We start from the raw sequence: 25,340 nt of genomic DNA on the forward strand, positions 1-25,340 counted from the left end.
CCAGGCGTACCCGTAGCTGGTCACGCAGCGCGTCGTGGAGGCGAGCCCAGGCTCCGCTGCGCACCCAGCGGGTGAAGGTGTCCCAGACCGTGGAGCGGGGTGGGAACTCGCGGGGCAGTTCACGCCAGGTGATTCCGCCTCTGACCAGGTAGAAGATGGCGTCCACGAGCAGGCGGCGGTCGTGCTTCTCCGAGCGGCCACCGCGCCCGGCGGCGTTGCCCGGCGGCGGCAGCAGCGGCTCGATGAGCGCCCACTGGGCGTCGGTGGTCGCCGAGGACGGATACACCTGGCAGCGCGGAAGCCCCGATCGCCGGTCGCTACCGGTGGTGCTGTTGGCCGGGCAGGACGCACACGTGCAAGTCGGGGAAGATGACACCAGGACTCCTGGTAGGTGGTGGCGTAGACACCTACCGCCCTACCAGGAGTCCGCCTTCCCGCCCGCGCGGACACGCCCAGTTCCCGGACACGCTCTGAGTGCAGGAGTGCTCAGAGGCAGACCTTCCGCGGAACAACGCTCGGCCCGGCTGGTCAGCGCGGGTCGAGGCCCTTGAGCTCCACGGGCAGCTCGCCGGTGTGGACGACCGCGAGCCGCTGGGTGGCGCGGGTGAGGGCGACGTAGAGGTCGTTGTGGCCGCGCACCCCCTCCCCGAGGATCCCGGCCGGGTCGCCGACGAGCACGGAGTCGAACTCCAGGCCCTTGCTGCCCTGCGGGGTGAGCACCACGGCCCCGGCGGTGAGGTCGCCGTCGGCCGACGCCGAAGGCAGCCGTCGCCGGACGGCGTCGGTGACGGCCGCCAGCCGGCTGCTCGGGACGAGAACGGCGAGGGTCCCGTCCTCGGCGTCGAGCTCCGCGGCCGCCTCGGCGACCGCGGCGGCGAACTCCTCGTCGGCCACCTGACGGGCCCACGGCCGCTCGCCGGTGGACCGCACCGAGCTCGCCGCCGACGCGTCCGCCCCACCGGCCGCCAGCACCTCGGCCGCGATCTCCATGATCTCGGCCGGCGTCCGGTAGTTGACGGTGAGCTCCTCCATGCGCCAGCCGCGGCGGTCGCGGGGGCCCAGCGCCGGCTCGAGCACCTCGGCCCAGCTGGTGGCCCCGGCCGCCGAGCCGGTCTGGGCGACGTCACCGACGAGCGTCATCGACCGGGTGGGGCAGCGGCGCAGCAGCACCCGCCAGGCCATCGCCGACAGCTCCTGGGCCTCGTCGACGATCACGTGCCCGTAGGTCCAGGTGCGGTCGGCGGCCGCACGCTGCGCGGTCGACCGGCCGTCGGTCTCCTCCTGCCGTTCGGCGAGGCCCTCCGCGTCGAGCAGGTCGCCGGCGGAGAGCTCCTCCGACTCGTCCTCGGTCTCCCAGTCGGTGGAGCGCGAGCCGTGCAGCAGGTCGAGCGTCTCCTGGGCGTGCCGCAGCCGGCGCTGCTTCTCCCGCCGGGCGGCGGTGCGCTCGGCGGAGTCGTCGACGCCGAGCAGCTCGTCGGCCTCCTCCAGCAGCGGGACGTCGGCCGGCGTCCAGGGCGCCGACGGCGGGCGGGCGAGCAGTGCGCGGTCGGCGTCGGTCCAGCCCTTGGTCGCCGCGGTCAGCCGCTGCGGGGAGGAGAAGAGGTCCCGGAGCAGCCGCTCGGCGGTGAGGCGGGGCCACAGCCGGTCGATCAGCGCGTGGAGCGCGGGTTCGGTGGCGACCTCCCGGCGCAGCGCGGCGACGTCGCCGGCGCCGAGCAGGTTGGCGCCGCCGAGGACGTTCTGGCCGAGCGTGCCGGCGTACTTCTGCGCCACCAGGTCGATCACGGCCCGCGCGAACGCCGGGCGTGCCTCGTTGTGCAGCCGGGAGGCGGCGCGGGCTCGGCTCCGGGCGCGGGCGGCGTCGGTCTTGGCGAAGCGCACCGGCGTCCCGTCGATGGACAGCGTGGCCGGCTTGTCGAGGACCGCCTGCCGGGCGCGGACGGCGGCGGTGACGACGTCGACCATCGCCAGCCGCCCCTTGACCGCCGCGACCTCGGGTCGTTCCGGTGCGTGTGCCTGCATGCCGGGCCGCAGGCCACCGAGATCGGCGAGCACGACCCCGGTCTCGCCGAGGGAGGGCAGCACGTCGGCGATGTAGGCCAGGAAGGTCGGTGACGGGCCGACGACGAGCAGCCCGCTGCGCGCCAGCCGCTCCCGGTGCGTGTAGAGCAGGTAGGCGGCGCGGTGCAGTGCGACGGCGGTCTTCCCGGTGCCCGGACCGCCCTGGACGACCAGCACGCCGCGGTGGTCGGCGCGGATGATGCGGTCCTGCTCGGCCTGGATGGTGCGCACGATGTCGCTCATCCGCCCGGTACGGGTGGCGTTGAGCGCGGCCAGCAGCACCGATTCGCCGGCCATGCCGGAGCGCTGGGCCAGGTCGGGGTCGGTGAGGTCCAGGGTCTCGTCGGTGATGCTCACGACCGTGCGGCCGCGGGTGCGGATGTGCCGCCGGCGCCGCACGCCCAGGTCGTGGAGGGGAGTGGCGGTGTAGAACGGCTGCGCCGCGGGCGCCCGCCAGTCGACCAGCAACGGCTCGTCGCGGCCGTCGTCGGCGTTCAGGCCGATCCGGCCGACGTAGCGGGCGACGTCGCTGTCGTGCCGGTCGAGGCGCCCGAAGCACAGCCCGCTGTCGGCGGCGTCCAGCGCCACGATCCGCTGGGAGTGCAGCTCGACCGCGGCCTCGCGCTCACCGACCGCCTGCGGGTTGTGCGGCACGGTGGCCAGCGCCTCCTCGAGCCGGGTGACGGTGCGCGCCCGCACCTCGTCGAGCCGCTGGTGCAGGCCGCTGACGTAGGTCTGCTCCGCCGCCACCTCGGCGTCCTGCGTCGGTGCCTGTCCAGCTGTCGTCACTGCCCATCGCTTCCGTCGTCCGTTCCGGCGGACAACTATCGTCCGCGCCCTCGCCCGGGGCACGGCCGACAGGCTGTGAGCCTCGGCGCAACGACGACGTCGGTGTCCTGCTACCGGCGATCCCTCACCCGGCGGGCGGGGCGCCGCGCAGCCGCACGATGGCCGCGCGGTACCGCCCGCCGCCGTAGACGCGCCAGGCCAGCCGGGTCGCCCGCGGAGCGCCGCGCAGCAGCCGGGCGCGGTCGCCGGCGCAGCAGTCCTCGAGGGCGAGGCCCAGCACGAGCAGCCGCTGACGGCCGGAGAGCCCGCAGCGGGCGGTGCGGATGATCGTCGTCCAGTCGGCCTCGGGAAGGTGTGCGTCCAGCAGGGGCAGCAGCGTCCGCTCCTCCTCGGCGGTCTGCGCGGTCACGTCGTCGGCCAGGGCACGGCAGGCGCGGGCGAACGAGTCCCGGGCGCGGCCGCTGCCGGTGACAGCCCACTGGCGGGCGGCGGTGTCGAGGTCGCGCAGCGCGGCGTCGATCCGGGCGCAGGACAGCGTCCAGCCGCCGACCGCCGCCTCGGCGGTGGGCCGGGCGGTCGCCGGGACCGCGCGCAGCAGCGCCGGCCACACCGACTCCCGCTCCACGGCGTGGTGGTGCAGCAGCACCCGCGCGACCAGCCCGGCGTGGCAGGTGAGGATCCCGGTGCGGACGCACTCGGCGTCCGGCGCCCAGGACACGACGTCGGCCAGCGTGCGCAGCTCGCGGCGCACCAGCTGGTGCAGCACCCGCTGGTAGGCGGCCGCACGGCCGGGGCGGGCAGGTCGGTCCGGTGCGACGGCAGGCTCGGCCGGGCGACGGGGCAGCGGGACGAGGAGGACGGGGGAACGGACCGCGGTAGCGGTCATGGCACGCACCTCGTTCGGCGGTTCGGGCCGGTGCTCCAGGAGGGTGGGGAGCGGATGCGGGGCAGGGTAGGGGCAGCTCCGCAAGGGCGACAGCGGTTTCCCGTCGGCCGCGGACCGGCCGGGACCGCGGCCCGGCGCCGCGCGGCGATCGGTCCAGCGGAGGTCACCGACGGTGACGACCGCGGGCGGGAGTTGCTGAGCGGAGCGGTTCCGTCGTCGTGGCCGGGATCGGCGACATCAGGCGTCCGGTCCACTACGGTCGGCTGCGTGGGCAGCGTCGTCACGCGCAACCGGGTGAACGCCAGCGGCCCCCCCGAGGGGCGGCCGATGGTGTTCGCGCACGGCTTCGGGTGCGACCAGACGCTGTGGCGCCTGGTCGCTCCACGGTTCGCCTGTGACCACCGCGTCGTCCTGTTCGACCACGTGGGCTCGGGGCAGTCGGACCTGTCGGCGTACGACCCGGAGAAGTACGGCTCCCTCGACGGGTACGCGACCGACGTCGTCGAGATCTGCCGCGAGCTCGCGCTCTCCGACGTCGTGTTCGTGGGCCACTCGGTGAGCGCCATGATCGGGGTGCTCGCCTACCACCGGGCACCCGAGCTCTTCGGGGCCATGGTGATGGTCGGGCCCAGCCCGCGGTACGTCGACGACGGCGACTACGTGGGCGGGTTCAGCCGCGGCGACATCGTCGGCCTGCTCGACGCGCTGGACAGCAACCACCTGGGCTGGTCGGCGCAGATGGCACCGGTGATCATGGGCAACCCGGAGCGGCCCGAGCTGGCCGAGGAGCTCACCAACAGCTTCTGCCGCACCGCGCCGGACATCGCCCGGCAGTTCGCCCGGGTCACCTTCCTGTCGGACAACCGCGCCGACCTCGACGGGATCGAGGTGCCCACCCTGGTGCTGCAGTGCAGCGCCGACGCGATCGCCCCCGACACCGCGGGGAAGTACGTGCACGAGCGGATCCCGGGCAGCACGCTGGTCCGGATGCGGGCGACCGGGCACGTGCCCCAGCTCTCCGCGCCGGAGGAGACGACGGCCGCCATCCGCGCGTTCCTGACGCCGTGACCGGCCCGGACGGCGGGAAGCCGACCGGTCCGCAGAGGGCGCGGGATCCGAAGTCGCAGCTCGACCGCCTGCTCGAGGACGACCCGGCGGACCTCTACGAGAACGCGCCGATGGGCTACCTCTCCACGGCGCCGGACGGCCGGATCGCGCGGGTGAACCGGACCTTCTGCGCCTGGACCGGGCGGTCGCCGGAGGACCTGCTCGGCAGCCGCATCCAGGAGCTGCTGAGCGTCGGTGGCCGGGTCTTCTACGAGACCCACCTGGTGCCGCTGCTGCGCATGCAGGGCGCGGTGCGCGAGATCGCCATGGACGTGCTGCGGATCGACGGCTCGCTGCTCCCGTGCCTGCTCAACGCCGTCGAGATGCGCGATGACGACGGCGCGCCGCTGCTGGTGCGGGCGACTTTGTTCGAGGCCACCGCGCGGCGGCGGTACGAGCGGGAGCTGCTGGCCGCGCAGCGGCTGGCCGAGGAGTCGGAGGCGCGGTCGCGGACGGTGCAGAAGGTCGTCTTCGACCTGGCTGCCGCGATGACACCCGAGGACGTCGCGACGGTGATCGTGCAGCGCGGGCGGGCCGCGATGAAGGCGCGCGGTGCCGCCCTGGTGCTCGTGGTGGGTGAGGCCGACGACCCGCGGGAGCTGCCCGAACTGCGTCCGGTGCGCTCCGACGGGGTGTCGGTGGACCTGCTGCGCCGACTGCGGGAGGCCGCCGGCAGTCAGCTGGCGCTGGAGCTGGCCCAGGGCCTGCGGTCGGTCGTGCTCGATGCCCGGCTGCGCGCCGATCAGCCCCGGCTGGCGGCGGCGATGGCGGCGGACGGGGTGACCGACCTGGTGATCGTGCCGGTGTCGGCCGATTCCAAGCGGCTGGGCGTGCTGGTGCTGGCCCGCGGCGCGCCGAAACGGGGCGACCTGATCAGCCTCGAGGAGCCGGGGGACCAGCGCCCGCTCCACCCTGCGCTCGTCGATCTGCTGTGGACGCTGGGCCGGCAGGCCGGACAGGCCCTGGAGCGGGTGCGGCTGTACGAGCAGACCCGGCAGCAGGGCGAGCGGACGGGGTTCCTGCTGGAGGCGGCGCGGCTGATGGCCGACGCCGCGGACGTGACCGAGACCGTGCAGCGGCTGGCCGATCTCGTGGTGTCCCGGCTGGCCGACGTCTGCGTGATCGACCTGGTGACCGAGCACGGCCTGGCGCGGTCCGCGGCCCGGCACCGCGACCCTGCCGGGCAGCGCCTCCTCGACCGGTTGCGGGAAAGGCAGGCGCCGTCGCGGTCGCCGGTGCACCCGGGGGTGCGGGCGCTGCGGGAGGGCCGGACCCAGTGGCTGCACGACCCCGCCGAGGGCCGGGCCCTGCTGGCCGAGGTCGCCGCCGACGACGAGTACCGCGAGCTCGTCGAGGTGCTGAAGCTCCAGCGCGTGGTGAGCGTGCCGATGATCGTCGACGGCAGGCGGCTGGGCGTGGTGACCCTCGGGGGCGACCGGCAGCGGCCGCCGTTCACCGCCGCTGCCGTGGAGGTCGCCGAGCAACTGGCGCTGCAGCTGTCGCAGGTGGTCGAGCGGGCGCAGCGGTTCGAGTTCGAGGAGCGGACCTCGCACACGCTGCAGGCCAGCCTGCTCCCACCCGCGCCGCCGGAAGTGCCCGCGATCGCGACCGCGGTGCGGTACTTGGCGGCGACCCAGGGCGTCGACGTCGGCGGCGACTGGTACGACGTCGTCCGGCTGCCCGGGGACCAGGTGGCGATGGCGGTGGGCGACGTCGTGGGCCACGACATCACGGCCGCCGCGACCATGGGGCAGCTGCGCAGCGTCACCCGGGCGATGTCGGTGGACGGACCGTCGCCGGCCGTGCTCGTCGACCGACTGCAGCGCGGCTGGGAGCAGTTCGGCCTGCAGCGGATGGCGACGGCGCTGTTCGCCACCCTGGATCCGGCGACCGGTGAGCTGCGGATCGCCTCGGCCGGGCACCTGCCCCCGCTGCTGTGCTCGGCGGGTGAGGCGCAGTTCCTGCCGGTGCGGCCCACGCGGATGCTGGGTGCGTCGGCCGCGCCGGCGGAGGAGTGGGCCGGTGTGCTCCCGCCAGGGGCGACGCTGGTGCTGTTCACCGACGGGCTGGTGGAGAGCCGGGGTGCGGACATCGACGCGGGGATGGACCGGCTGCTGGAGGTGGCCGCGCGGTCCTGCGCGGCCGACCCGGGCGAACTGTGCGACCGGTTGCTGGCCGAGCTGACCGGTGCGCACCGGGCCGACGACATCGCGTTGCTGGCGCTGACCCGGACCTGAAGCCCGCGCGTCCCGCACCTTCCGGGCGGCGCTGTTTCGCGACACCATGGAGCCAACTCCGGCTGGAGGCGGTCATGGACTCGTCAGCTCGCGGCAACCCGGTCACCGAGGCGATCGACGGCGCATCCGGCGACTGGTCGATGTCCGGGGACGCGATGCGCTGGTCGCCGGACCTGGTCGAGCGCAGCCCGGCGAACGGGGAGCTCGGCGGCCTGGAGTCCGGCTCCGGCGTCGGGCCGGTCCTGGCGCTGGACGTCGCCGCGGTGCGCCGCTTGGTCGGCGGCGCGCTGTCGTCGCTGGGCACGGTGGCCACCGACGTCGTCAGCGAGCTGCGCCAGCTCACCCGCGGACCGTCGTCCGAGGATCCGGCCGGGCCGCGCCCGGAGGACTGATCCGACCGTCGGTGCCTGTGCCATGCAGCAGACGTGTGTGGGAGCCCGAAAGCGCGGACCGTTCCGTCGACCTGTAGAACGGCGGAGAGCATGACCACACCTGGGGAGTCGCATGAGCAACTCGTTGACACTGGCGCCGGCACCGCGGTCGGAGGCCGCGGAGCAGGTGCGGGCGGAGGTGCGCGAGTTCCTCGCCGCCGAGCTCGCCGCGGGCACGTTCACCACGCACGTCGACACCTGGCTGTCCGGCGTCGACCCGGCGTTCTCCAAGAAGCTGGGGGAGCGCGGCTGGCTGGGCATGACCTGGCCGAAGGAGTACGGCGGCCACGAGCGCTCGGCGATGGAGCGCTACGCCGTCACCGAGGAGCTCCTCGCCGCCGGGGCACCGGTCGCCGCGCACTGGATCGCCGACCGCCAGTCCGGCCCGAACCTGCTGGCCTACGGCACCGAGAAGCAGCGGCAGGAGATCCTGCCGCGCATCGCCGCGGGGGAGTGCTTCTTCGTCATCGGGATGAGCGAACCCGACTCCGGCTCCGACCTGGCCTCCATCCGCACCAGGGCCGCGCGCGACGAGGCCGGCGACTGGGTGGTCAACGGCGCCAAGGTCTGGACGTCGAACGCGCACCACTCGCACTACGGGATCGTGCTGGTGCGCACCTCGCCGTCGGACTCCGCCAACCGGCACGCCGGCATGTCGCAGTTGCTCATCGACCTGTCGCTGCCGGGCATCACGATCAACCCGATCCGCATCCTCGACGGCGGCCACCACTTCAACGAGGTCGTGTTCGAGGACGTCGTCGTCCCCGGCGACATGCTGCTGGGCGAGGAGGGCAACGGCTGGCACCAGGTGACCGCCGAGCTGGCCTTCGAGCGGTCAGGCCCCGAGCGGTTCCTGTCGACGTATCCCCTCGTCGCCGAATTCGGGCGCCGGGTGGCCGACAGCGGTGACCCGGCCGCTCTGGTGACGCTGGGCCGGCTGTCCGCGCGCATCCTCGCTCTCCGGCAGATGTCCCTGCGGATCGCCGCCGCGCTCGACCGGGGCGAGCTGCCGAACATCCCGGCCGCACTGGTCAAGGACGTCGGGACGACGTTCGAGGCCGACGTCATCGAGGAGATCCGGCGGGTGGTCGACGTGCTGCCCTCGCTGGACTCGCCGGATCCGCTGGCGCGGGCGCTGGCCGAGGCGCAGCTGCACCAGCCGGGCTTCACGCTGCGCGGCGGGACCAACGAGATCCTCAGAGGGATCGTGGCGCGTGGACTGGGGTTGCGATGACGACAGCGAGCGGGCATCGCCCCTGGCTGGGAGCACCTCCCGCTTGCGGGGGACAGCGACCGAGGAGCGGAACGAGCGCGGAGTCGAGCGAGGGGAACAGCTGATGGCATCGGACCAGGACCTGGTGGTCGAGACCGTCCGGGACATCCTCGGCTCGCACGAGCCGTTCGTGCTGACCGCGGACCGGCGCTGGGACGACCGGCTGTGGTCGGCGCTGGCCGACGCGGGGCTGACCGGCGTCGGGCTGCCGGAGGAGGCCGGGGGATCCGGCGGTGAGCTGGCCGACGCGGTGGCGATCGTGCGGACGCTCGCGTCCGGTGCGGCGGCCGTGCCGGTGGCCGAGCAGCTGCTGGTGGCCGGCCCGGCGGTGATCGCGGCGGGGCTGACGCTGCCGCCGGTGGAGGAGCCGCTCACCTTCGCGATCGCCGAGGGGGTCACGGCGTCCCAGGACGGGGACGGCTGGACGCTCACCGGTACGGCGACCGGTGTGGCGTGGGCCGGTGCCGCCGCGCACGTCGCCCTCCTGGCGAACGGCCCGGACGGCGAGGTGCTGGCGCTGCTGTCGGCCGACGGCGTGCCGGCGACCGATGCGTTCAACCTGGCCGGTGAGCCGCGCGGCACCCTGACGCTCGAGGGGGTGCCGGCGGCGGTGGCCCCGCTGAACGCGGCCCGGACGCGCGAGCTGCGGGCCGATTTCGCGCTGGCGCGGGCGGTCCAGCTGGGGGCGGCGCTGGAGCGGGTGCTCACCTGGACGGTGCAGTACGCGGGGGAGCGGCACCAGTTCGGCCGGCCGCTGGGCAAGTTCCAGGCGATCCAGATGGAGCTCGCCGAGATGGCCGGCGAGGTGACCGCCGTGACCGCGGTGACCGACGCGGCCGTGCAGGCGCTCGCCCACGGCTCGTCCGGCGTCGTCCTCGCCGCCGCGGCGGCGAAGGTGCGGGCGGGGGCGGCCGTCGAGGTGGTCGCCCGGCTGGCGCACCAGGTGCACGGCGCGATCGGCTTCACGCAGGAGCACAAGCTGCACCACCTCACCCGGCGGCTGTGGTCGTGGCGGGACGAGGCCGGCAGCGAGCTGGTGTGGTCGCGGGTGCTGGCAGAGGGGCTGCTGGCCGACGGGCCGGACGGCCTCTGGCCGGCGCTCACCCGCGTGGGCTGAGCCGATCAGCCCTCGCCGGCGAGCAGACGCTGGTGCGGACGTCCCGGCCGGACGGTGACGGGATCGGCCATCGACCACACCAGATCCGGCCGCGCCCTTCGTGCTGCCGCGCGGGGCACGCCCCGGGCGGCCCGCGCACCTCAGCTGCTGCGGGCGGCGCGCTCGCAGAGCACCAGCAGCACCGCGGCGGCGAGTGCGCAGCCGGCGATGGCGGTGAACCCGGCGCCGAACCCGAACGCGGTGATCAGCGCGCCGCCGGCGACCGGCGCGACGACGCGGCCGAACTGGCCGACCAGCGCCTGGTGGCCCGACACCGTCGCGAACACGACCCCGGGCACGTACTGCCCGAGCAGGGCCGGGCGGGCGATGTTGAGGACGCCGAAGCCGATACCGAACAGGAGCACGAACACGGCGGTGGCCGCCGGCTGGGGCAGCAGGAAGAGCAGCACCACGCCGAGGGCCTGCCCGGCGACCATCGCCGCTGTGACGGTGCCGATGCCGACCCGCGCCGCGAGCACGGTGAGCACCACCCGCCCGGTCACCGAGAGCGCGCCGAGCGCGCCGGCGGCCACCGCGGCGAGCCCCGGCGGGGCCCCGGCCTGGAGCAGGTAGGCCACCAGGAAGACCGCGACCGCCGCGTTCGCCACCATCTGCAACGCCGTGGCCAGGGTCAGCCAGCGCACCGCGGGCCGTCGCCAGGCCGCGCCGGCACCCCGGTAGGAGGCGAGATCGAGAGCGATCCCCGGGACCGGCGCATCGGCGGCGGACCCGACCGGCGGCGGCGGCCCCGGATCCGGGCGGCCGTCGGGCTCCAGGCCCAGGTCGGCCGGGGAACGGCGCAGGAGCAGCGCGTGCGGCGCGGCGCACGCCGCGACGACCGCGGCGAGCACCACCAGTGCCGGCCGCCAGCCGAGCGTCTCGATGAGGAACTGGGAGGTCGGCAGGAAGGTCGTGGAGGCGAACCCGGCCACCACGGTGAGGGTCAGCAGCGCCTTCGGCCGGTCGCGGCGGAACCAGGTGTTGATCACCGCGTACGCCGGCTCGTACAGCACCGCTGCGCTGGCCAGCCCGATGCCCGCGAACGCCAGGTAGAGCTCGACGAGGTCGCCGGCCTGTGACCACCCCAGCACCGACGCCCCACCGAGCAGGCTGCCGGCGGTCATGATCCAGCGGGGCCCGGAGCGGTCAAGCCACCGGCCCACGACCACCGCGCCGATGCCGGTGAGGCCGAGCGCGAGGGTGAGCGCGCCCGAGAGCTGCGCGGTCGAGGCGCCCAGCTCCTCGCGCATCGGCACGAGGAAGACTGCGAAGGAGTAGTAGAGGACGCCGTAGGAGATCGTCTCGGTGACCGAGAGCGCCCAGACCATGCGCCAGCCCGGGAAGTCCCGCCGTCGCCCGGTACCCGCGCCGGTGCCCGTTCCGGCGGTCAGCGGACGGTCATCCCTTCCTGCGGGCGATCTTCCCCGAGCCCGCCTGGTCCAGCGGGTAGACGAGGACGTCGGCGATCACCACGTGGGGCGGCTGCCCGGCGATCCAGGTGACGACGTTCGCGATGTCCTGCGCCGCCAGCGGGGTGACGCCCTCGTAGACGGCGTCGGCCGCCTGCTGGTCGCCGTGGAAGCGGACGACGGAGAACTCGGTCTCGACCATCCCCGGGTCGACCTCGCTGACCTTGACGCCGCTGCCGAGGACGTCCATCCGCATGCCGCGGGTGATCCGTTCGACCGCGGCCTTGGTGGCGCAGTAGACCGTGCCGCCGGGGTAGACCTCGCGGCCGGCGTTCGACCCGACGTTGATGACGTGACCCGAGCCGCGCTCGACCATGCCGGGGAGCACCGCCCCCGACACGTTGAGCAGGCCGCGCACGTTCGTGTCCAGCATCTGGTCCCAGTCGTCCGGGTCGTCCTCGTGCAGCGGGGTCCTGCCGCGGGCGAGGCCGGCGTTGTTGACCAGCACGTCGATCGGCGAGAAGTTCTCCGGCAGCGACCCGAGAGCGGCGTTCACCGCATCCCGGTCGCGCACGTCGAGCGCCAGGGGCAGCACGGCCCCGTCGTGCTGCGCCGTCAGCTCGTCGAGCCGGTCGGTGCGGCGGGCGGCGGCGACGACGCGCGCCCCCTGGGCGAGGAAGGCATCGACGCAGGCGCGGCCGATGCCGCTCGATGCGCCGGTGACCAGGACGACGGGGGGATGGGCCATGGGTCGCTTCTTCCGGTCGGGGACGGGAGGTGCGGTCACCGGCCGGAGCCCAGTGCCCGCGGTGACGGGGAGGCCACGGGATCGAGGCCGTCGTAGGTGTCGCCGTCGGGATGGATGTCGAGGTAGGAGTCGCGGGACAGCGCGATGTGGCTGTGCATCGCCTCGGCCGCGCGGCCGGCCTCGCCCGCGGCGATGAGCTCGGCCACCCGGCGGTGCTCCGCCCAGGCACGCGGCGCGATGGCGGACACCAGGGGGGCGAAGAACCAGCGGCTGCGGTGGGAGAGCTGCTCGCCGAACTCGAGGAGGATGTGGTTGCGGGCGCACTCCAGCACGGCGCGGTGGAACCGGGCGGTGTGGGTGGCCATCTGCTGGGTCGGGACTCCCCGCGCCCAGTCGGCGTCGGCCTGGCCGCAGATCTCCAGCAGCCGCGCGGCGTCCGCGGGGGTGCAGCGCTCGGCGGCCAGGTGCGTGGCCTCACGCTCCACGAGCTCCCGGGCCTCGAAGAACTCGTGGACCTGCTGCGCCGTGGGCTGGTTGACGAAGGCCCCGTACCGCGGGCGGATCGTGATCCAGCCGTCCCGATGCAGCCGCTGCAGCGCCTCCCGGACCGGGCCCCGGCTCACGCCCAGCTGCGTGGCCAGCCGTTCCTCGACCAGGTGGTCGCCGGGCGCCAGGCTGCGGCTGATCAGCAGTTCCTGCAGCCGCTCGTACACGTGCTCGCGCAGCGGCAGCGTCGCGATCGGTCGTTCCTCCAGCACCGGACCGCACCTCCGCGCGACGTGGGGAATCGTCATCGTCCCGTGACAATGTAAACAGTAGACAGCCGGATTTGTGAACTGATTCACTGCTGTGACCTGCCCTACAGCTCAGGCACATGCCCCATCGGCCGCGGGTGGGCCGTCACGCGGTGTTCCCGCCGCCGGCCCCCCGGCCCGGCCGTGTCGGCACCCGACAGGAAGGCCACTGATGTCCACGACCCTCGGCACGTACTCCGGCAAGCGCTCCCGCTTGCTGCTCTCCCTCGGCGTCGCCTCGACCCTCGTGCTCACCGCCTGCGGTGGCGACGACGCCGAGGAGCCGGCCGCCGATGGCGGTGGCGAGGCCGCCCAGGAGTTCGACGAGCAGCTGACGTTCGCCACCGGTGGTACCGGCGGCGTCTACTACCCCTATGGCGGTGGTATGGCCAACCTCCTGAGCTCCGAGATCCCCGGCCTCACGGTCACCGTCCAGGAGACCAACGCGTCGGTCGACAACATGCAGCTGCTCGACACGAACCAGGCTCAGATGGCCCTGGCCCTCGGCGACGTCGTGTCCGACGCCGCGAACGGGGAGAACACCTTCAGCGAGGCGCTGGACATCTGCTCGCTGGGCAACACGTACAACAACTTCGTCCACTTCTTCACGACGGCCGACACCGGTATCACCTCGATCGAGGACCTGGCGGGCAAGCGCGTCTCGCCCGGCGCCGTGGGCTCGGCCTCCGAGGTCACCGCCGACCGGATCATGGAGGCCGCCGGCATCGACCCGCAGGCCGACATCGAGCGCGTCCAGCTGGGTGTGGCCGAGACGGTCGCCGCGATCCAGGACGGCACGGTGGACGCCGGCGCCTGGTCCGGTGGTCTGCCCACCGGTGCGATCGTCGACCTCGCGAGCACCAGCGACCTGGTGCTCATCCCGACCGGCGAGTACGCCGAGCCGCTCTCCGAGGAGTACGGCGACTACTACTTCGCCGAGGAGATCCCGGCCGGTACCTACGAGGGCCAGGAGGAAGCGGTGCCCAACGTCGTGTCGCCGAACATCCTCGTGGTCCGCACCGACATGGACGAGGCCCTGCAGGAGGCCATCACCCGCACCATCTTCGAGAACGAGGAGCAGCTGCTCACCGTGCACCCCGCGGCCGAGGAGCTGAACGCGGAGACCGCTGACGAGGTCGAGTTCATCGAGACCTGCCCGGGCGCGCAGGCCTACTTCGACTCGGTCGGCTGACCCCTTCCCGAGCCCCCGTGCTGCCGGGTGCCGGACCATGGTCCGGCCCCGGCAGCCGTGGGTCGTCCCGCCCCCTCCTCGTGCGGCGCCGCCTGCTGATCGGGATGCTCGCCCTGCTCGCGGCGATCGCCGCGGCGGGCGGCGTCGTAGCGGTCGCCACGGGGGGCGAGGGGGAGCAGGCTGTCACCGTGCGCGGGCCGGAGGGTGAACTCATCGCGCGGGTCCCTCTCGACGGCGACACGTTCGCCGTCGGGTACCGCAACAGCATCTACCGGACGCTGGCCGAGGAGCGGTACCGGGTGCTGCCGGACGGCCGCTTCGAGCTCGTGGAACTGGCGGCCGAGCAGGTCGCCGTCCTCGAGGAGTACTACGCCGTCCCTGGCGCTCCGCGGCCGTCGCCGCCAGGCGACCGGCTGCCGTTCGTGGTGGAGCCCGACCCGAGCCGACCGGCCGTGTTCGACGATCTCCACATCGCCGCTACCGACCTCGGCGAGCGCACACTGTTCGTGCCCGGTTCGGATCCGGTCCCGATCTGGCAGCGCGTCGTCACCGAAGACCCCTCCGTGATACTCGACATCGAGGAGAGCTGATGAATCTCCGACGCCGGACGCAGAAGCAGGTCGGACCCGAGCCGGCCGACGGCGGCGCGACCAGGGTGGCCGGCGAGCCCGGCAGGGCCCCGGACGACGTCCCGGGGGCGCCGCCGGCCAGCCCGGGCGCGCGGGAGGGGGTCGAGGACGCCTCCACCATCGACAAGAGCCTCGACCGGGACCGGGACGTGGACCCCGACCAGATCGACGAGGAGGCGCTGCTCGCCGAGTACGAGGCGGAGAAGCCGGCGCGGCACCTCACCGGGATTCCCGGTCACGTCGTCGCGGTCGTGGGCGTCGGGCTGTCGCTCTTCGCCCTCTACTGGGTGTTCAACCCCATGCCGCGGCAGGTGTACCTCCCGCTGTTCCTCAGCATCGGGTTGTTCCTGACCTTCCTGACCTACCGCGGCTGGGGCCGGTCGGACAAGGACAAGCTGAAGGGCAAGGCCGACCACCCGAACATCCTCGACTGGCTCCTCGCTTTGGTCTCGCTGGCGCCGGGTCTCTACATGGTCTACGACTGGCAGGGCTTCTTCCGCCGGGCCATCGTCCCGACGGACACCGACCTCATCGTGGGCACCCTGCTCGTCCTCCTGGTGCTGGAGGCGGCCCGGCGCACGGTGGGTCTGCTGGTCCCGATCGTGGTGCTCGGGTTCCTGGCCATGGCCTACTTCGGTTCGTCCATGCCCAGCCCGTTCACCACCGCGGACTTCCAGTGGCCGCGGCTCATCGGGCACAACGTCATGGGGACCCAGGGCATCTTCGGCGTACCGCTCGACGTCGCCGCGACCTACATCATCCTGTTCACCATCTACGGTGCGGTGCTGGCGGCCTCCGGCGCGACGAAGTTCTTCATCGACCTGTCCTTCGCCGCCTTCGGTCAGTCGGCGGCCGGTCCCGGCCGCACGGTGACGCTGTCGGGCTTCCTGCTCGGCACGGTGTCGGGCTCCGGCGTGGCGACGACGGTGACCCTCGGTGGCTTCGGCTGGCCGCTGCTGCGCAAGGCCGGTTACTCGTCGGAGGCCGGTGGCGGTGTGCTCGCCGCTGCCGGTATCGGCGCCATCATGTCGCCGCCCACGCTCGGCGCCGCGGCGTTCATCATCGCCGAGCTGCTCAACGTCTCCTATCTCGAGGTGCTGATCTGGGCGACGATCCCGACGATCCTGTACTACCTCGGGATCATCCTGGCGATCGAGTTCGACGCCCGCCGGCACGGCACCCACCAGGTCGAGGTGGAGGACAAGTCGGCGTGGCGGCTGCTCTTCCGGTTCGGGTACCACTTCAGCTCGCTGGCCGCGATCGTCTTCTTCCTGGCCCTGGGCTACACGCCCTTCCGCGCCGTCGTGTACGCCACCGCACTGGCCTTCCTGCTGAGCTTCCTCGACCGCGAGCACTGGATGACGCCCAAGCGGCTCTGGCACGCGCTCGGCCAGGGCGCGGTCGGTGCCCTCTCGGTCATCCCCGTCATGGCGGTCGCCGGGATCATCGTCGGTGTCATGACCCTCACCGGGCTGGCGCTGCGGCTCGCGGGCATCATCGTCGACTTCGCCGGTGGCAGCCTGGCCCTGACCGCACTGTTCTCGGCCGTCGTCGTCGTGCTGCTCGGCCTGGCGGTACCGGTCACGGCGAGCTTCATCATCTCGTTCGTGATCATCTCGCCGGCTCTCCAGCAGGTGGGCGTCGAGCCGTTCGCCGCCGCGATGTTCATCTTCTACTACGCGGTGCTCAGCGAGGTGTCGCCGCCGACGGCCCTCTCGCCGTTCGCCGCAGCGGCGATCACCGGGGGCAAACCGGTGCCCACCATGTGGCTCACCTGGAAGTACACGCTGCCGGCCTTCCTGGTGCCGTTCATCTTCGTGCTGTCGCCCAACGGGGTCGGCCTGCTGTTCGAGGGCGGTGCTGCCACGGTCGCCATCGCGTTCGTCGCCTCCTCGCTCGCGGTCGGCGCGCTGGCCGTGGTCACCGGCAAGTGGCTGATCGGGCCGGCCGGATGGCCCGAGCGGGTGCTGTTCCTGGCCGCGGCGCTCGCGCTGCTGGTCATGGAGCCGCTGTGGATCGGTGTGGGCCTGGCCTTCGGCATCGCCGGAACCCTGGTGCACCTGCTGATGCGCAGGCGCGCCGGGCATTCCGTGGGCGGCCCGCTCGGCGCGATGCTCCCCGGTGGGGAGGGCGATGCCGAGCAGGCGTCGCAGGCGCCCGATGCGCGGGCCGGCTCCGGAGCGACGACCGCCGCACCCCCGAGCACGACCGGCACCGACACCCGTGGGGAGCGCTGACATGAGCCGGGTCCTCCTGGGAGGAAGGCCGTGATCTCCGGGGTCGCCGACCTGCACGTGCACGGTGCGCCCAGCCTGGTCGAGCGGCACGGGCTCGACCACGAGGTGCTGGGCGCGCACGGGACGGTCGGCGTCGACTTCGCCGTCCTCAAGGCGCACGAGGGTTCGACGGTGGAGCGGGCCGCGCTCGCCGCCGAGCGAGGGGACACCGCGGGGGTCGAGGTCGTCGGCGGGATCGTGCTGAACTCCCCGGTGGGCGGGGCCAACCCCGACGCGGTGGAGGTGGCCGCCAGGCTCGGTGGCCGGGTGGTCTGGATGCCCACGGTCTCGGCACCGGCGCACATCGCGTCGGCGTCCAGCCCGGAGCTGTCGGTCCACCGCACGCTGGCGTTCCGGCAGGTCGACGTCCTCGACGAGGCCGGGGCCCTGCTGCCCGACTGGCACGACGTCCTCGACGTCGTCGCCGCGCACGACCTGGTGCTGGCGTCGGGTCACCTGACCTGCTCGCAGGCGCTCGTGCTGTTCCGCTCGGCGAAGGCCGCCGGGGTCACCCGCATGCTGCTCAACCACCCGCGGATGCCGTTCCTGCAGTGGGACGACGACGCCGCTCCGGAGTTCGCCGACCTCGGCGTCGTCCTCGAGCTGGGCATCCTGCCCGACATCCTGACCACCGACGGCCCGCCGTCGACGACGCTCGGAGAGGTCTACCCCCACGACATGCTGGCCTTCGGCGGCGACCTCGGCCACGCCCACTACCCGACCATGGAACAGGCGTTGCCGGGCTGGCTGGCCGACCTCGAGCGGTCGGTGGGGGAGTCGGACACCGAGCTGATCATGACCACGGTCGGCCGGCGGCTGGTGCGGCGGTGATCCGCGTCGCGCTCCTGCCCGGCGACGGCGTCGGCGAGGAGGTGCTGGACGGTCCCTCGCGGCTGCTCCGGCAGCTGGCCGACCAGGGAGCCCTCGAGGTGACCGGACCCTGGCCGGTGGGCGCTCGGGCGGCGGCCGCCACGGGGGAGCTCCTGCCCGAGGAGACCCTCGCCGCCTGCGACGCGGCCGACGCGATCCTGCTCGGCGCGGTCGGTGAGGACCCGGGGGTGCCGGCCGAGGTCTGCCCCCGGCCGGAGGTGGCGCTGCACCGGCTGCGCGAGCGGTACGACCTGCGTATCTCGGTCCGCGACATCCCGATGGGGGAGGGCAGGGACCTCACCGTCGTCCGCAACCTGATCGGCGGCTCCTACGGCACCGGGCCGGGCGACCGGACCTTCTCCGAGGACGGCGGCGAGGCGGCCGACGTCCTCCGGCTGACCCCCGGGCGGGTCGCCGAGGTGGTCGAGCTGGGCATCGATCGGCTGCAGCAACGCGGCGGGGGTCGTCTGATGTCGGTGGACAAGGCGAACCTGTACGCGACCGGGCGGCTGTGGCGGACGGTCGCCACCGAGGTCGCCGGCCGGCGCGGCGTGCCGGTCGAGCACCGCCTCGTCGACCGCGCGGCCTTCGAGCTGGGATCGGGCGGTGCCGTGCCGGACGTGATCGTCACCGAGGGGCTGCTCGGCGACATCCTCAGCGACCTCGCGGCCGGCCGCGCCGGTTCCCCGGCGCTCTGCGGCTCCGCCTCCGTCCACCCCGGGGAACCACTGCGGGGACGCTGCCAGGGCCTGTTCGAGCCCGCGCACGGCTCGGCCCCGCGCCGCGCGGGCCGCAACCAGGTCGATCCGCTCGGCGGTTACCTGGCGCTCGTCGCGCTGCTGCAGCACTTCGACGAGACCCGCGCACTCGGCGACCGGCTGCGGACGGCCACGCAGGCCGTGCTCCGCCAGGGACCGTGGACATACGAACTCGCGCCCGAGGGGGTGCGGCCCGCATCCACGTCGGCGGTGGCCGCGGCCGTGCTCGACGCCTTCGACGCCGCGGGTGCGAGCGGCGCGACCGGCGGAGGCGCCAGCCGCGAGCCGGCCGGCGTGGAGGCCGTCGAGGTGATCGCGGAGCCGGCGGCCCGGGTGCCGGCCGAGGACCTGAAGACCTGGACCGCCGGTGTGCTGGAGGCGGTCGGTGTCCGACCCGACCACGCCCGCGACGTCGCGCACGTGCTGGGGTACGCCGACCTGTCGGGGATCGACTCGCACGGCGTCGCCCGGCTGCCGGCCTACGTCGGCGCGCTGTCCGGCGGGTTCTTCGCCACCGAGGGCGAGCCGACGGTGCACTCCGACGGCGGCCCGGTCGCGCTGGTGGACGGGCACGACCTGCTCGGTCACCCGGTGACCACCGTGGCGCTGAGGGAAGCGATCGCGCGCGCCCGGGAGTTCGGCGTCGGCTGGGTCAACGTCCGACGCAGCACCCACCACGGCTCCAGCGGGTCCTACGCCTACGACGCGGCCCGGCAGGGACTGGTCTGCCTGGCGTCGACCAACACCGGCCCCGTCGTGGCGCCCACCGGCACGGCCCGTCCCTACCTCGGCACCAACCCGCTGGCGCTGGGCATGCCGGTGGCCGGGGAGGAGCCGATGGTCTTCGACATGGCGACCTCCGTGGTCGCCGGGGGCAAGTTCGAGATCGCGTTGCGCACCGGTACGTCGGTGCCGGTGGGGTGGGGGCTCACGCCGGAGGGGCGGGACACCAGCGATCCCGCGGCGGTCTACCCGGGGAAGGGCGCGCTGCTGCCGCTGGGCAGCGACCGGCAGCGGTCCAGCTACAAGGGGTACGGCCTCGGACTGCTGGTCGAGCTGCTCACCGCCGTCCTGTCCGGCGGCCCGTTCGGCCCCGGGGTCGGCAACCTGACCTTCCGGGCCGGCGCCCGGTCGCCGGACGTCAGCCACCTGGTCGTCGTCCTCGACCCGGCCCGGCTCGGCGACGCGGCCGGGATCCAGGAACGGACGCAGGTCCTGCTGGCCGAGCTGCGCAACCTGCCCGCGGTCGAGGACGACCAGCCGGTGCGGACGCCCGGCCAGCGGGCCGCGGCCGAGCGGGCCGCCCGGCGGTTGCACGGCGTGCCGTTGGACGGCGAGACCTCGGCCGCCCTGCGCCGGCTCGGAGAACGGGTGGGCCGGCCCCTGGCTGTGCCGCCTCGGTGACCGGCCCGCCCCCAGCTGCCGGAGCCCCGGCGTCGACCCGCGCGATCCTGCAGGCCGTCGCCGTCTCCGTCCTGGGGGTGCTGCCGGCCTTCCTGGTCGGCGCACTGGCGGTGCAGATCCGCGCCGACCTCGAGGTGGGCCTGGGCCTGTTCGGCCTGGCCGCCGCGACGCTGTTCGCCGTCTCCGGCACGTGCGCGCGGCCCGGCGGGCGGCTGGTGCAGCGGCTGGGCGCGCGCAGGGGCGCGGTCCTGGCCGCGGTGCTGGCGATCGCCGCGCTGGTCACCATCGGCACCGCCTCGTCGGCGGGATGGCTGATGGCCGGCCTGGCCATCGGCGGGCTGGGCAACGCGGTCGCCCAGCCCTCGGCCAACCTGGGCATCTCCGAGTTCGTGACCGAGCACCGGCTCGGGCTGGCCTTCGGCATCAAGCAGTCGTCGATCCCGGCGGCCACCCTGCTCGGCGGCCTGGCGGTGCCCGGCATCGCGCTGGTCTTCGGGTGGCGCTGGGCGGTCGCCGCGGCGGTGACGCTCGCGGTGCTGCTGCTCGTCGCGACGGCCGTCGGCGGGCGCGACGCGCACGCCGGACCCCGGACCGCGGATCCCGGCGCACCGGACAAGGGCCTGCCGCGCGGGGGGCTGCTGGTGTTGACCCTCGGCGGGTTCCTCGGCTCGGCGGCCGCGACGTCCACCGGCGTCTTCCTCGTCGACTCCGCCGTCGCGGCGGGAGTGCAGCCCGGTCGTGCCGGGCTGCTGTTCGCCGCCTGCTCGGTGCTGGGCCTGGGAAGCCGGATCGGCTTCGGCTGGCTGGCCGACCGGCATCCCGACCGCAGCCGCTACCTGTTCATCGCCAACCTGCTCACCGGCGGCGCCATCGGCTACGGCTTCCTGGCCACCGGGCAGCCGGTGCTGTTCGTCCTGGGTGCGGCGATGGCCTACGGCCTCGGCTGGGCCTGGACGGGCCTGTTCCACTTCGCCGTGATCCGCGACAACCGGGCCGCCGCCGCGTCCGTGACCGGTTTCGTGCAGACCGGGTTGTCCCTGGGCGCGGCCAGCGGGCCGCTGTTCTTCGGCGTCGTCGCGCAGACGTTCTCCTATCCCGCTGCCTGGCTGACCGCCACGGTGCTCAGCCTGCTCGCCGCCGTCACGATCCGGCTCAGCCGCCGCATGGTCCGCCGGTCGCGCGGGCTGCCGGTTCCCGGCCTGCGCCGCCGGGTGCCGGTGCAGGACGCCGGGCTGCAGGCGCCCACCTGAACCCCAGACCCCCGACCACCACCTGGAGGACCGAGATGAGCAGCTGCCGCCGATATCCCACGGGCCCGCGGCCCGAGCCCGCCCTGCTGGCCCGCTGCCGCGAACTCCCCACCAGCATCCTGTCCGACAGCATGGAGCGGGCCGGGGGCGTCCGCGGGGTGCACTGGGTGCCCGGTGGACGCTGGCCGCGGGTGGCCGGCCCGGCGCTGACCGTGCGCACCCGGCCCGGGGACAACCTGGTCATCCACCGCGCCCTCGACCTGGCCGAGCCCGGCGACGTGCTGGTGGTGGACGGCGGGGGGTTCGTGGAACGCGCGGTCCTCGGCGAGATCATGGGCCGCTACGCCGTCACCCGGGGGATCGCCGCGATCGTCGTCGACGGCGCCGTGCGGGACGCCGAGGGGCTGGCCGCCGGGCCGATCCCGGTCTTCGCGGCGGGCGTCAACCACCTCGGCCCGTACAAGGACGGGCCAGGCGAGGTGCAGGGGCCGGTGCAGGCCGGCGGCACGGTGGTGCGCTCGGGCGACCTCGTGGTCGGTGACGCCGACGGCGTGGTCGTGGTGCCGCACGAGCGCGCGGATCAGGTCGTGGGTCTCGGGGAACAGCGGCTGGCCGCCGAGGAGGAGCAGTTCGCCGAGATCGCGGCGGGCACGCTCGACCGCTCCTGGGTGCTGGCTGCGCTCGCCGAGGAGTTCGTGACCGAGGACGGCCCCCGGTGAGCCTCCGCTGGGGCCTGCTCGGCTTCGGCGAGGCCGGCCGGGTCATCGGCGGGGCGGTGGCGGCCGCCGGGGCCGACCTGCTGGTGCACGACCGCCTCCTGGCCGACCCGGACCGGGGGCCTGCGGTGCGCGCGGCGATCACCGCGGCGGGCGCGACGGTGGCCGACGACGTCGCCGCGCTCGCCGACCGGGAGGTGGTCCTCTCGCTGGTCACCCCGGCGACGGCGGTGGCCGCGGCCACCGGGTTCGCGACGCACGCCGGGGAGGGCCTCCTCTACGTCGACCTGAACTCGACCGAGCCGACCGCCAAGCTGGAGGTCGCCGCCGCGCTGGCCGGCGTCCGGGTGGTCGACGGGGTCATGACCGGCGGCGGTATCACCCTCGACGGCGCGGCCATCCCGATCTCGCTGGCCGGGCCGGACGCCGCCGAGGCGGTCGGGCTGCTGGCCGGGCTGGGCTTTAACGCCTCCGTCGTCGGCAGCGAGGTGGGCGCCGCGGCGGCGCTGAAGATGCTGCGCAGCGTCGTCGTCAAGGGCATGGAGGGGCTGTGGGTGGAGGCGCTGCTCGCGGCCCGGGAGCTCGACGTCGTCGAGCCGCTGATCGCCATGGTGGAGGAGACGCTCGACCGCTACCCGACGCGGGACTTCGCCACGATGCTGGTCACCACGCACGTGGCCCATGCCGGCCGCCGGGCGGTCGAGGTGCGGATGGCCCGGGACACCGTCGCCGGGACCGGCGTGCCGCCGTTGCTCTCGAGCGGGCTGGTGCAGCGGCACGAGCTGAGCGCACGGGGACTGGCGGCGGCCGGGCACGAACCGGGTGCGCTGCCGCCGTCGCTGACCGCCGCGCTGGAGGTGCTGCGCAGCATGCCCGGGTGACCGGGGTCAGGCGTGCCGGGCCCCCCGCCGCAGCTCCTGTGCGGCCACCAGCCCGGGCCGGTCCCGCATGAGCATCCGGCGGCCCTGGACGATGACCGCCCCGGCGACCACCGAGACCGCCGCCGTCGTGTACCAGGCGACCGCGTAGGAGGTCGCCGCGACGAGGACGCCGAACAGCAGCGGCCCCAGCGCCGCCCCGGCGCCCATGCCGCCCTGGGTGATCGAGGTCGCGCGAGCCGCCATGCCGGGGTGCATCCGGGCCACGGAGTACGTGGACAGGCCGGCCCACGCCCAGCCGGTGCAGTAGCCGATCACCGCACCGGCGGCGATGAGCACCTCCACCCCGGTGCCCAGCAGCGCGTAGGACAGGCCACCGATCCCCATCTGCGCGGCCACCACCAGCAGCCACCTGCTGCGCACCCTGTCCGCCAGCCAGCCCAGCGCGATCCGCGCCGCCGCGCCGGTGGCGCTGGCCACCGCGGCGAGCAGCCCGGCCGTGCCGGGGGAGATGCCGGAGTCGACGGCTGTGGCGACGAAGAAGGAGCCGAGGGCGTTGCCGGTGGCCGCGCCGAGCATGAGGCCGCAGGCAAGCACGACCAGTGCGGCGCGGCGGAAGGGGCCGGCGGCCTCCGACGCCTCGGCGGTGCCCCGTGGGGGGAGCCGGCGGCCGCTGGGGACGGTGAGCATCACCAGCAGCGCCATCCCGGCGCCGATCGCGAACGCCGGCCGCCAGCCGAGCGGGATGGCGACCAGCGGCACCGCCGCCCCGGCGAGCATCGTCGCCAGCGGGATCGCCGCCTGCTTCGTGCCGTAGGCCAGCCCGTGGCGGTCGGGCGTCACCGCCCGGGCGATCAGATCGTTGCTCGCCGGCTGCCCGACGCCGTTGCCCCAGCCCGCGACCAGCAGTGCACCGACGAGCACGGGGGTGTGCTGCGCCGCCACCGCGATGACCAGCATCGAGGCGGCGGCCACCAGTGCCGAGAGCCGCACCACCGGTGAGGTGCCGAACCGGCGCACCACCATGCCGGCGGTGAACGCGGACAGCGCGGAGGCGAGGAAGAAGCAGGCCACCAGGACGCCCAGCAGCGAGGGGCCGAACCCGAGGTCCGCACGCACCTGCACCCACAGCACGCCCACCATGAAGGGCGGCAGCACGCCGGCGGTGGTGACGCTCACCGCCGCGGTGGCCGCGGCGCGTGAGGTCGCCGGGCCACGGGTCCCAGGAGGCGGACGCACGGCCGTCAGGCCTGCCGCGGCTCGGCGGGGAGGCGCCCGGGGAGTGCCCGGCAGAAAGCGGCCCCGGTCACGACTCCCGGCCGCGGCCGAGGAGGTCGTCGACGATGTGCTCGGCGATGGCCAGGGAGCTGGTTGCGGCGGGGGAGGGGGCGTTGCGGACGGCGACGACGGCGCCGGTGCGGGTGATGCGGAAGTCGTCGACGAGGCTGCCGTCGGATTCCAGCGCCTGGGCGCGGATGCCTGCGGTGGCGGGGACCAGGTCGGCGGCGGTGAGTTCGGGGACGTAGCGCTGGGCGGCGGCGGTGAAGGTGCGCTTGCTGAGCGACCCGCGCATCTCGGCGATACCGGTCTTCCAGTGCTGGGCGGCGAACTTGCGGAACCCGGCGTAGCGGACGATCTCGGCCAGCTCCCGGGGGCTGACGTCGCGCCGGCGGTAGCCCTCCCGGGCCATGGCGAGCACGGCGTTGGGGCCGACGAGCACCTCGCCGTCGAACCGGGGGGTGAGGTGGACGCCGAGGAACGGGTAGCGCGGGTCGGGTACCGGGTAGACGAGGCCGTTGACCAGGGAGCGTTTCTCGGGGACCAGGGCGAAGTACTCGCCGCGGAAGGGCACGATGCGGGGGGCGGAACCGTCGCCGGCGAGTTCGGCGAGCCGGTCGACCTGCAGGCCGGCGCAGAGCACGACCTGGTCGACGGCGAGCTCCTCGCCGTTGGCTCCCTGCACGACGACCTCCTCGGCCGGCCCGCCGGTGGTGTGCCGCAGTCCGGTGACGGCGAAGCCGGTGCGGACCGAGGCCCCAGATGCCTGCGCGTCGGCGGCCAGCTGCCGGGTGATCCCGGCGTAGTCGACGATCGCGGTGGTGGGGGAGTGCAGGCCGGCGACGCCGGTGACGTGCGGCTCGAGCTCGGCCAGCTGGGCGCGGTCGATGATCCGGATGCCGGGGACCCCGTTGGCGCGGGCCCGCTCGGCGATGGCGTCCAGCCGGGACTGCTCGGCGGCGTCGAGGGCGACCAGCACCTTGCCGATCTCGGAGTAGCCCAGGCCCTTCTCGGCGCAGAACTCCTTCAGCAGGCCGACCCCGCGGCGGCAGAGCAGGGCCTTGAGCGAACCCGGCTCGTAGTACAGGCCGGCGTGCACCACGCCGCTGTTGCGGCCGGTCTGGTGGGCGGCGAGCCGGTCCTCCTTCTCCAGCAGGGTGACCTGGGCATCGGGCCGGAGCTGGAGCAGCCGGCGCGC

General features: G+C 74.4%; 21 protein-coding genes. 13 read left to right on the forward strand and 8 right to left on the reverse strand.

Annotated features, from left to right (window positions below):
• The 3 genes from QOZ86_RS20355 to QOZ86_RS20365 all read right to left on the reverse strand — a co-directional run.
• Positions 1-286, reverse strand: a 286-nt coding sequence (locus QOZ86_RS20355; RefSeq protein WP_284491805.1) for a transposase, incomplete at its 3' end; no start/stop codon positions are given.
• A gap of 242 nt (positions 287-528) precedes the next feature.
• Complete coding sequence (locus QOZ86_RS20360; protein ID WP_284493797.1) at positions 529-2,850, reverse strand: helicase domain-containing protein; 2,322 nt, start codon at positions 2,848-2,850, stop codon at positions 529-531.
• Between the two features lie 124 nt (positions 2,851-2,974).
• Positions 2,975-3,736, reverse strand: a complete 762-nt coding sequence (locus QOZ86_RS20365) for a hemerythrin domain-containing protein (RefSeq protein ID WP_284493798.1) — start codon at positions 3,734-3,736, stop codon at positions 2,975-2,977.
• 267 nt (positions 3,737-4,003) lie between these two features.
• Here QOZ86_RS20365 and QOZ86_RS20370 point away from each other — a divergent pair, with 267 nt between their 5' ends.
• The 5 genes from QOZ86_RS20370 (at position 4,004) to QOZ86_RS20390 (ending at position 9,901) form a co-directional block, all read left to right on the forward strand.
• A complete protein-coding gene (locus tag QOZ86_RS20370) occupies positions 4,004-4,804 on the forward strand; it encodes an alpha/beta fold hydrolase (protein ID WP_284493799.1) in 801 nt (266 codons plus the stop codon).
• Positions 4,801-7,080 carry a SpoIIE family protein phosphatase gene (locus QOZ86_RS20375; RefSeq protein WP_284493800.1) on the forward strand — a complete coding sequence of 760 codons (2,280 nt, stop codon included), beginning with the start codon at positions 4,801-4,803 and terminating at the stop codon, positions 7,078-7,080. The genes QOZ86_RS20370 and QOZ86_RS20375 overlap by 4 nt, the downstream gene beginning before the upstream one ends.
• A gap of 74 nt (positions 7,081-7,154) precedes the next feature.
• Positions 7,155-7,472 carry a hypothetical protein gene (locus tag QOZ86_RS20380; RefSeq protein WP_284493801.1) on the forward strand — a complete coding sequence of 106 codons (318 nt, stop codon included), beginning with the start codon at positions 7,155-7,157 and terminating at the stop codon, positions 7,470-7,472.
• A gap of 112 nt (positions 7,473-7,584) precedes the next feature.
• A complete protein-coding gene (locus QOZ86_RS20385) occupies positions 7,585-8,745 on the forward strand; it encodes an acyl-CoA dehydrogenase family protein (protein WP_284493802.1) in 1,161 nt (386 codons plus the stop codon).
• A gap of 103 nt (positions 8,746-8,848) precedes the next feature.
• Positions 8,849-9,901 carry an acyl-CoA dehydrogenase family protein gene (locus tag QOZ86_RS20390; protein WP_284493803.1) on the forward strand — a complete coding sequence of 351 codons (1,053 nt, stop codon included), beginning with the start codon at positions 8,849-8,851 and terminating at the stop codon, positions 9,899-9,901.
• Positions 9,902-10,041: 140 nt separating this feature from the next.
• Here the strand turns inward: QOZ86_RS20390 and QOZ86_RS20395 are convergent, their stop codons facing one another.
• The 3 genes from QOZ86_RS20395 to QOZ86_RS20405 all read right to left on the reverse strand — a co-directional run bounded on the left by QOZ86_RS20395 (position 10,042) and on the right by QOZ86_RS20405 (position 12,855).
• Positions 10,042-11,268, reverse strand: a complete 1,227-nt coding sequence (locus QOZ86_RS20395; RefSeq protein ID WP_284493804.1) for an MFS transporter — start codon at positions 11,266-11,268, stop codon at positions 10,042-10,044.
• A gap of 70 nt (positions 11,269-11,338) precedes the next feature.
• Complete coding sequence (locus QOZ86_RS20400; RefSeq protein WP_284493805.1) at positions 11,339-12,136, reverse strand: SDR family NAD(P)-dependent oxidoreductase; 798 nt, start codon at positions 12,134-12,136, stop codon at positions 11,339-11,341.
• Positions 12,133-12,855 (reverse strand): GntR family transcriptional regulator, encoded by a 723-nt coding sequence (locus tag QOZ86_RS20405; RefSeq protein ID WP_284493806.1) that lies wholly within the window; start codon positions 12,853-12,855, stop codon positions 12,133-12,135. Before QOZ86_RS20405 ends, QOZ86_RS20400 begins: the two co-directional genes overlap by 4 nt.
• Positions 12,856-13,063: 208 nt before the next feature.
• Here QOZ86_RS20405 and QOZ86_RS20410 point away from each other — a divergent pair, with 208 nt between their 5' ends.
• The 8 genes from QOZ86_RS20410 to QOZ86_RS20445 all read left to right on the forward strand — a co-directional run bounded on the left by QOZ86_RS20410 (position 13,064) and on the right by QOZ86_RS20445 (position 22,867).
• Positions 13,064-14,083: a TAXI family TRAP transporter solute-binding subunit gene (locus tag QOZ86_RS20410; protein WP_284493807.1), complete on the forward strand. Its 1,020-nt coding sequence runs from the start codon at positions 13,064-13,066 to the stop codon at positions 14,081-14,083.
• 80 nt (positions 14,084-14,163) lie between these two features.
• Positions 14,164-14,673 carry a hypothetical protein gene (locus tag QOZ86_RS20415; RefSeq protein ID WP_284493808.1) on the forward strand — a complete coding sequence of 170 codons (510 nt, stop codon included), beginning with the start codon at positions 14,164-14,166 and terminating at the stop codon, positions 14,671-14,673.
• On the forward strand, positions 14,673-16,949 hold the full coding sequence (locus QOZ86_RS20420; protein WP_284493809.1) for a TRAP transporter permease: 2,277 nt from the start codon (positions 14,673-14,675) through the stop codon (positions 16,947-16,949). The genes QOZ86_RS20415 and QOZ86_RS20420 overlap by 1 nt, the downstream gene beginning before the upstream one ends.
• A gap of 30 nt (positions 16,950-16,979) precedes the next feature.
• The gene (locus QOZ86_RS20425) at positions 16,980-17,819 is read left to right on the forward strand and encodes a DUF6282 family protein (protein ID WP_284493810.1); all 840 of its coding nucleotides are present in this window, start codon (positions 16,980-16,982) and stop codon (positions 17,817-17,819) included.
• Positions 17,816-20,020: an Ldh family oxidoreductase gene (locus tag QOZ86_RS20430; RefSeq protein WP_284493811.1), complete on the forward strand. Its 2,205-nt coding sequence runs from the start codon at positions 17,816-17,818 to the stop codon at positions 20,018-20,020. The genes QOZ86_RS20425 and QOZ86_RS20430 overlap by 4 nt, the downstream gene beginning before the upstream one ends.
• Positions 20,017-21,270 carry an MFS transporter gene (locus tag QOZ86_RS20435; RefSeq protein WP_284493812.1) on the forward strand — a complete coding sequence of 418 codons (1,254 nt, stop codon included), beginning with the start codon at positions 20,017-20,019 and terminating at the stop codon, positions 21,268-21,270. Before QOZ86_RS20430 ends, QOZ86_RS20435 begins: the two co-directional genes overlap by 4 nt.
• A gap of 35 nt (positions 21,271-21,305) precedes the next feature.
• Positions 21,306-21,989 carry an RraA family protein gene (locus QOZ86_RS20440; protein ID WP_284493813.1) on the forward strand — a complete coding sequence of 228 codons (684 nt, stop codon included), beginning with the start codon at positions 21,306-21,308 and terminating at the stop codon, positions 21,987-21,989.
• Positions 21,986-22,867 (forward strand): NAD(P)-dependent oxidoreductase, encoded by an 882-nt coding sequence (locus QOZ86_RS20445; RefSeq protein WP_284493814.1) that lies wholly within the window; start codon positions 21,986-21,988, stop codon positions 22,865-22,867. Before QOZ86_RS20440 ends, QOZ86_RS20445 begins: the two co-directional genes overlap by 4 nt.
• Before the next feature lie 6 nt (positions 22,868-22,873).
• Here the strand turns inward: QOZ86_RS20445 and QOZ86_RS20450 are convergent, their stop codons facing one another.
• Together QOZ86_RS20450 and lhgO are read right to left on the reverse strand one after the other, a co-directional pair.
• Positions 22,874-24,043: an MFS transporter gene (locus tag QOZ86_RS20450; RefSeq protein WP_284493815.1), complete on the reverse strand. Its 1,170-nt coding sequence runs from the start codon at positions 24,041-24,043 to the stop codon at positions 22,874-22,876.
• Between the two features lie 127 nt (positions 24,044-24,170).
• On the reverse strand, positions 24,171-25,340 hold a 1,170-nt coding region (lhgO, locus tag QOZ86_RS20455), incomplete at its 5' end, for an L-2-hydroxyglutarate oxidase (RefSeq protein WP_284493816.1).

It is taken from the genome of Blastococcus capsensis, from assembly GCF_030165005.1.
GTDB lineage: Bacteria > Actinomycetota > Actinomycetes > Mycobacteriales > Geodermatophilaceae > Blastococcus > Blastococcus capsensis.

Coding starts and splice junctions, on each gene's coding strand:
- QOZ86_RS20410 (WP_284493807.1), top strand. CDS start 13,064: ATGTCCACGACCCTCGGCACGTACTCCGGCAAGCGCTCCCGCTTGCTG.
- QOZ86_RS20380 (WP_284493801.1), top strand. CDS start 7,155: ATGGACTCGTCAGCTCGCGGCAACCCGGTCACCGAGGCGATCGACGGC.
- QOZ86_RS20365 (WP_284493798.1), bottom strand. CDS start 3,736: ATGACCGCTACCGCGGTCCGTTCCCCCGTCCTCCTCGTCCCGCTGCCC.
- QOZ86_RS20395 (WP_284493804.1), bottom strand. CDS start 11,268: ATGGTCTGGGCGCTCTCGGTCACCGAGACGATCTCCTACGGCGTCCTC.
- QOZ86_RS20385 (WP_284493802.1), top strand. CDS start 7,585: ATGAGCAACTCGTTGACACTGGCGCCGGCACCGCGGTCGGAGGCCGCG.
- QOZ86_RS20420 (WP_284493809.1), top strand. CDS start 14,673: ATGAATCTCCGACGCCGGACGCAGAAGCAGGTCGGACCCGAGCCGGCC.
- QOZ86_RS20440 (WP_284493813.1), top strand. CDS start 21,306: ATGAGCAGCTGCCGCCGATATCCCACGGGCCCGCGGCCCGAGCCCGCC.
- QOZ86_RS20390 (WP_284493803.1), top strand. CDS start 8,849: ATGGCATCGGACCAGGACCTGGTGGTCGAGACCGTCCGGGACATCCTC.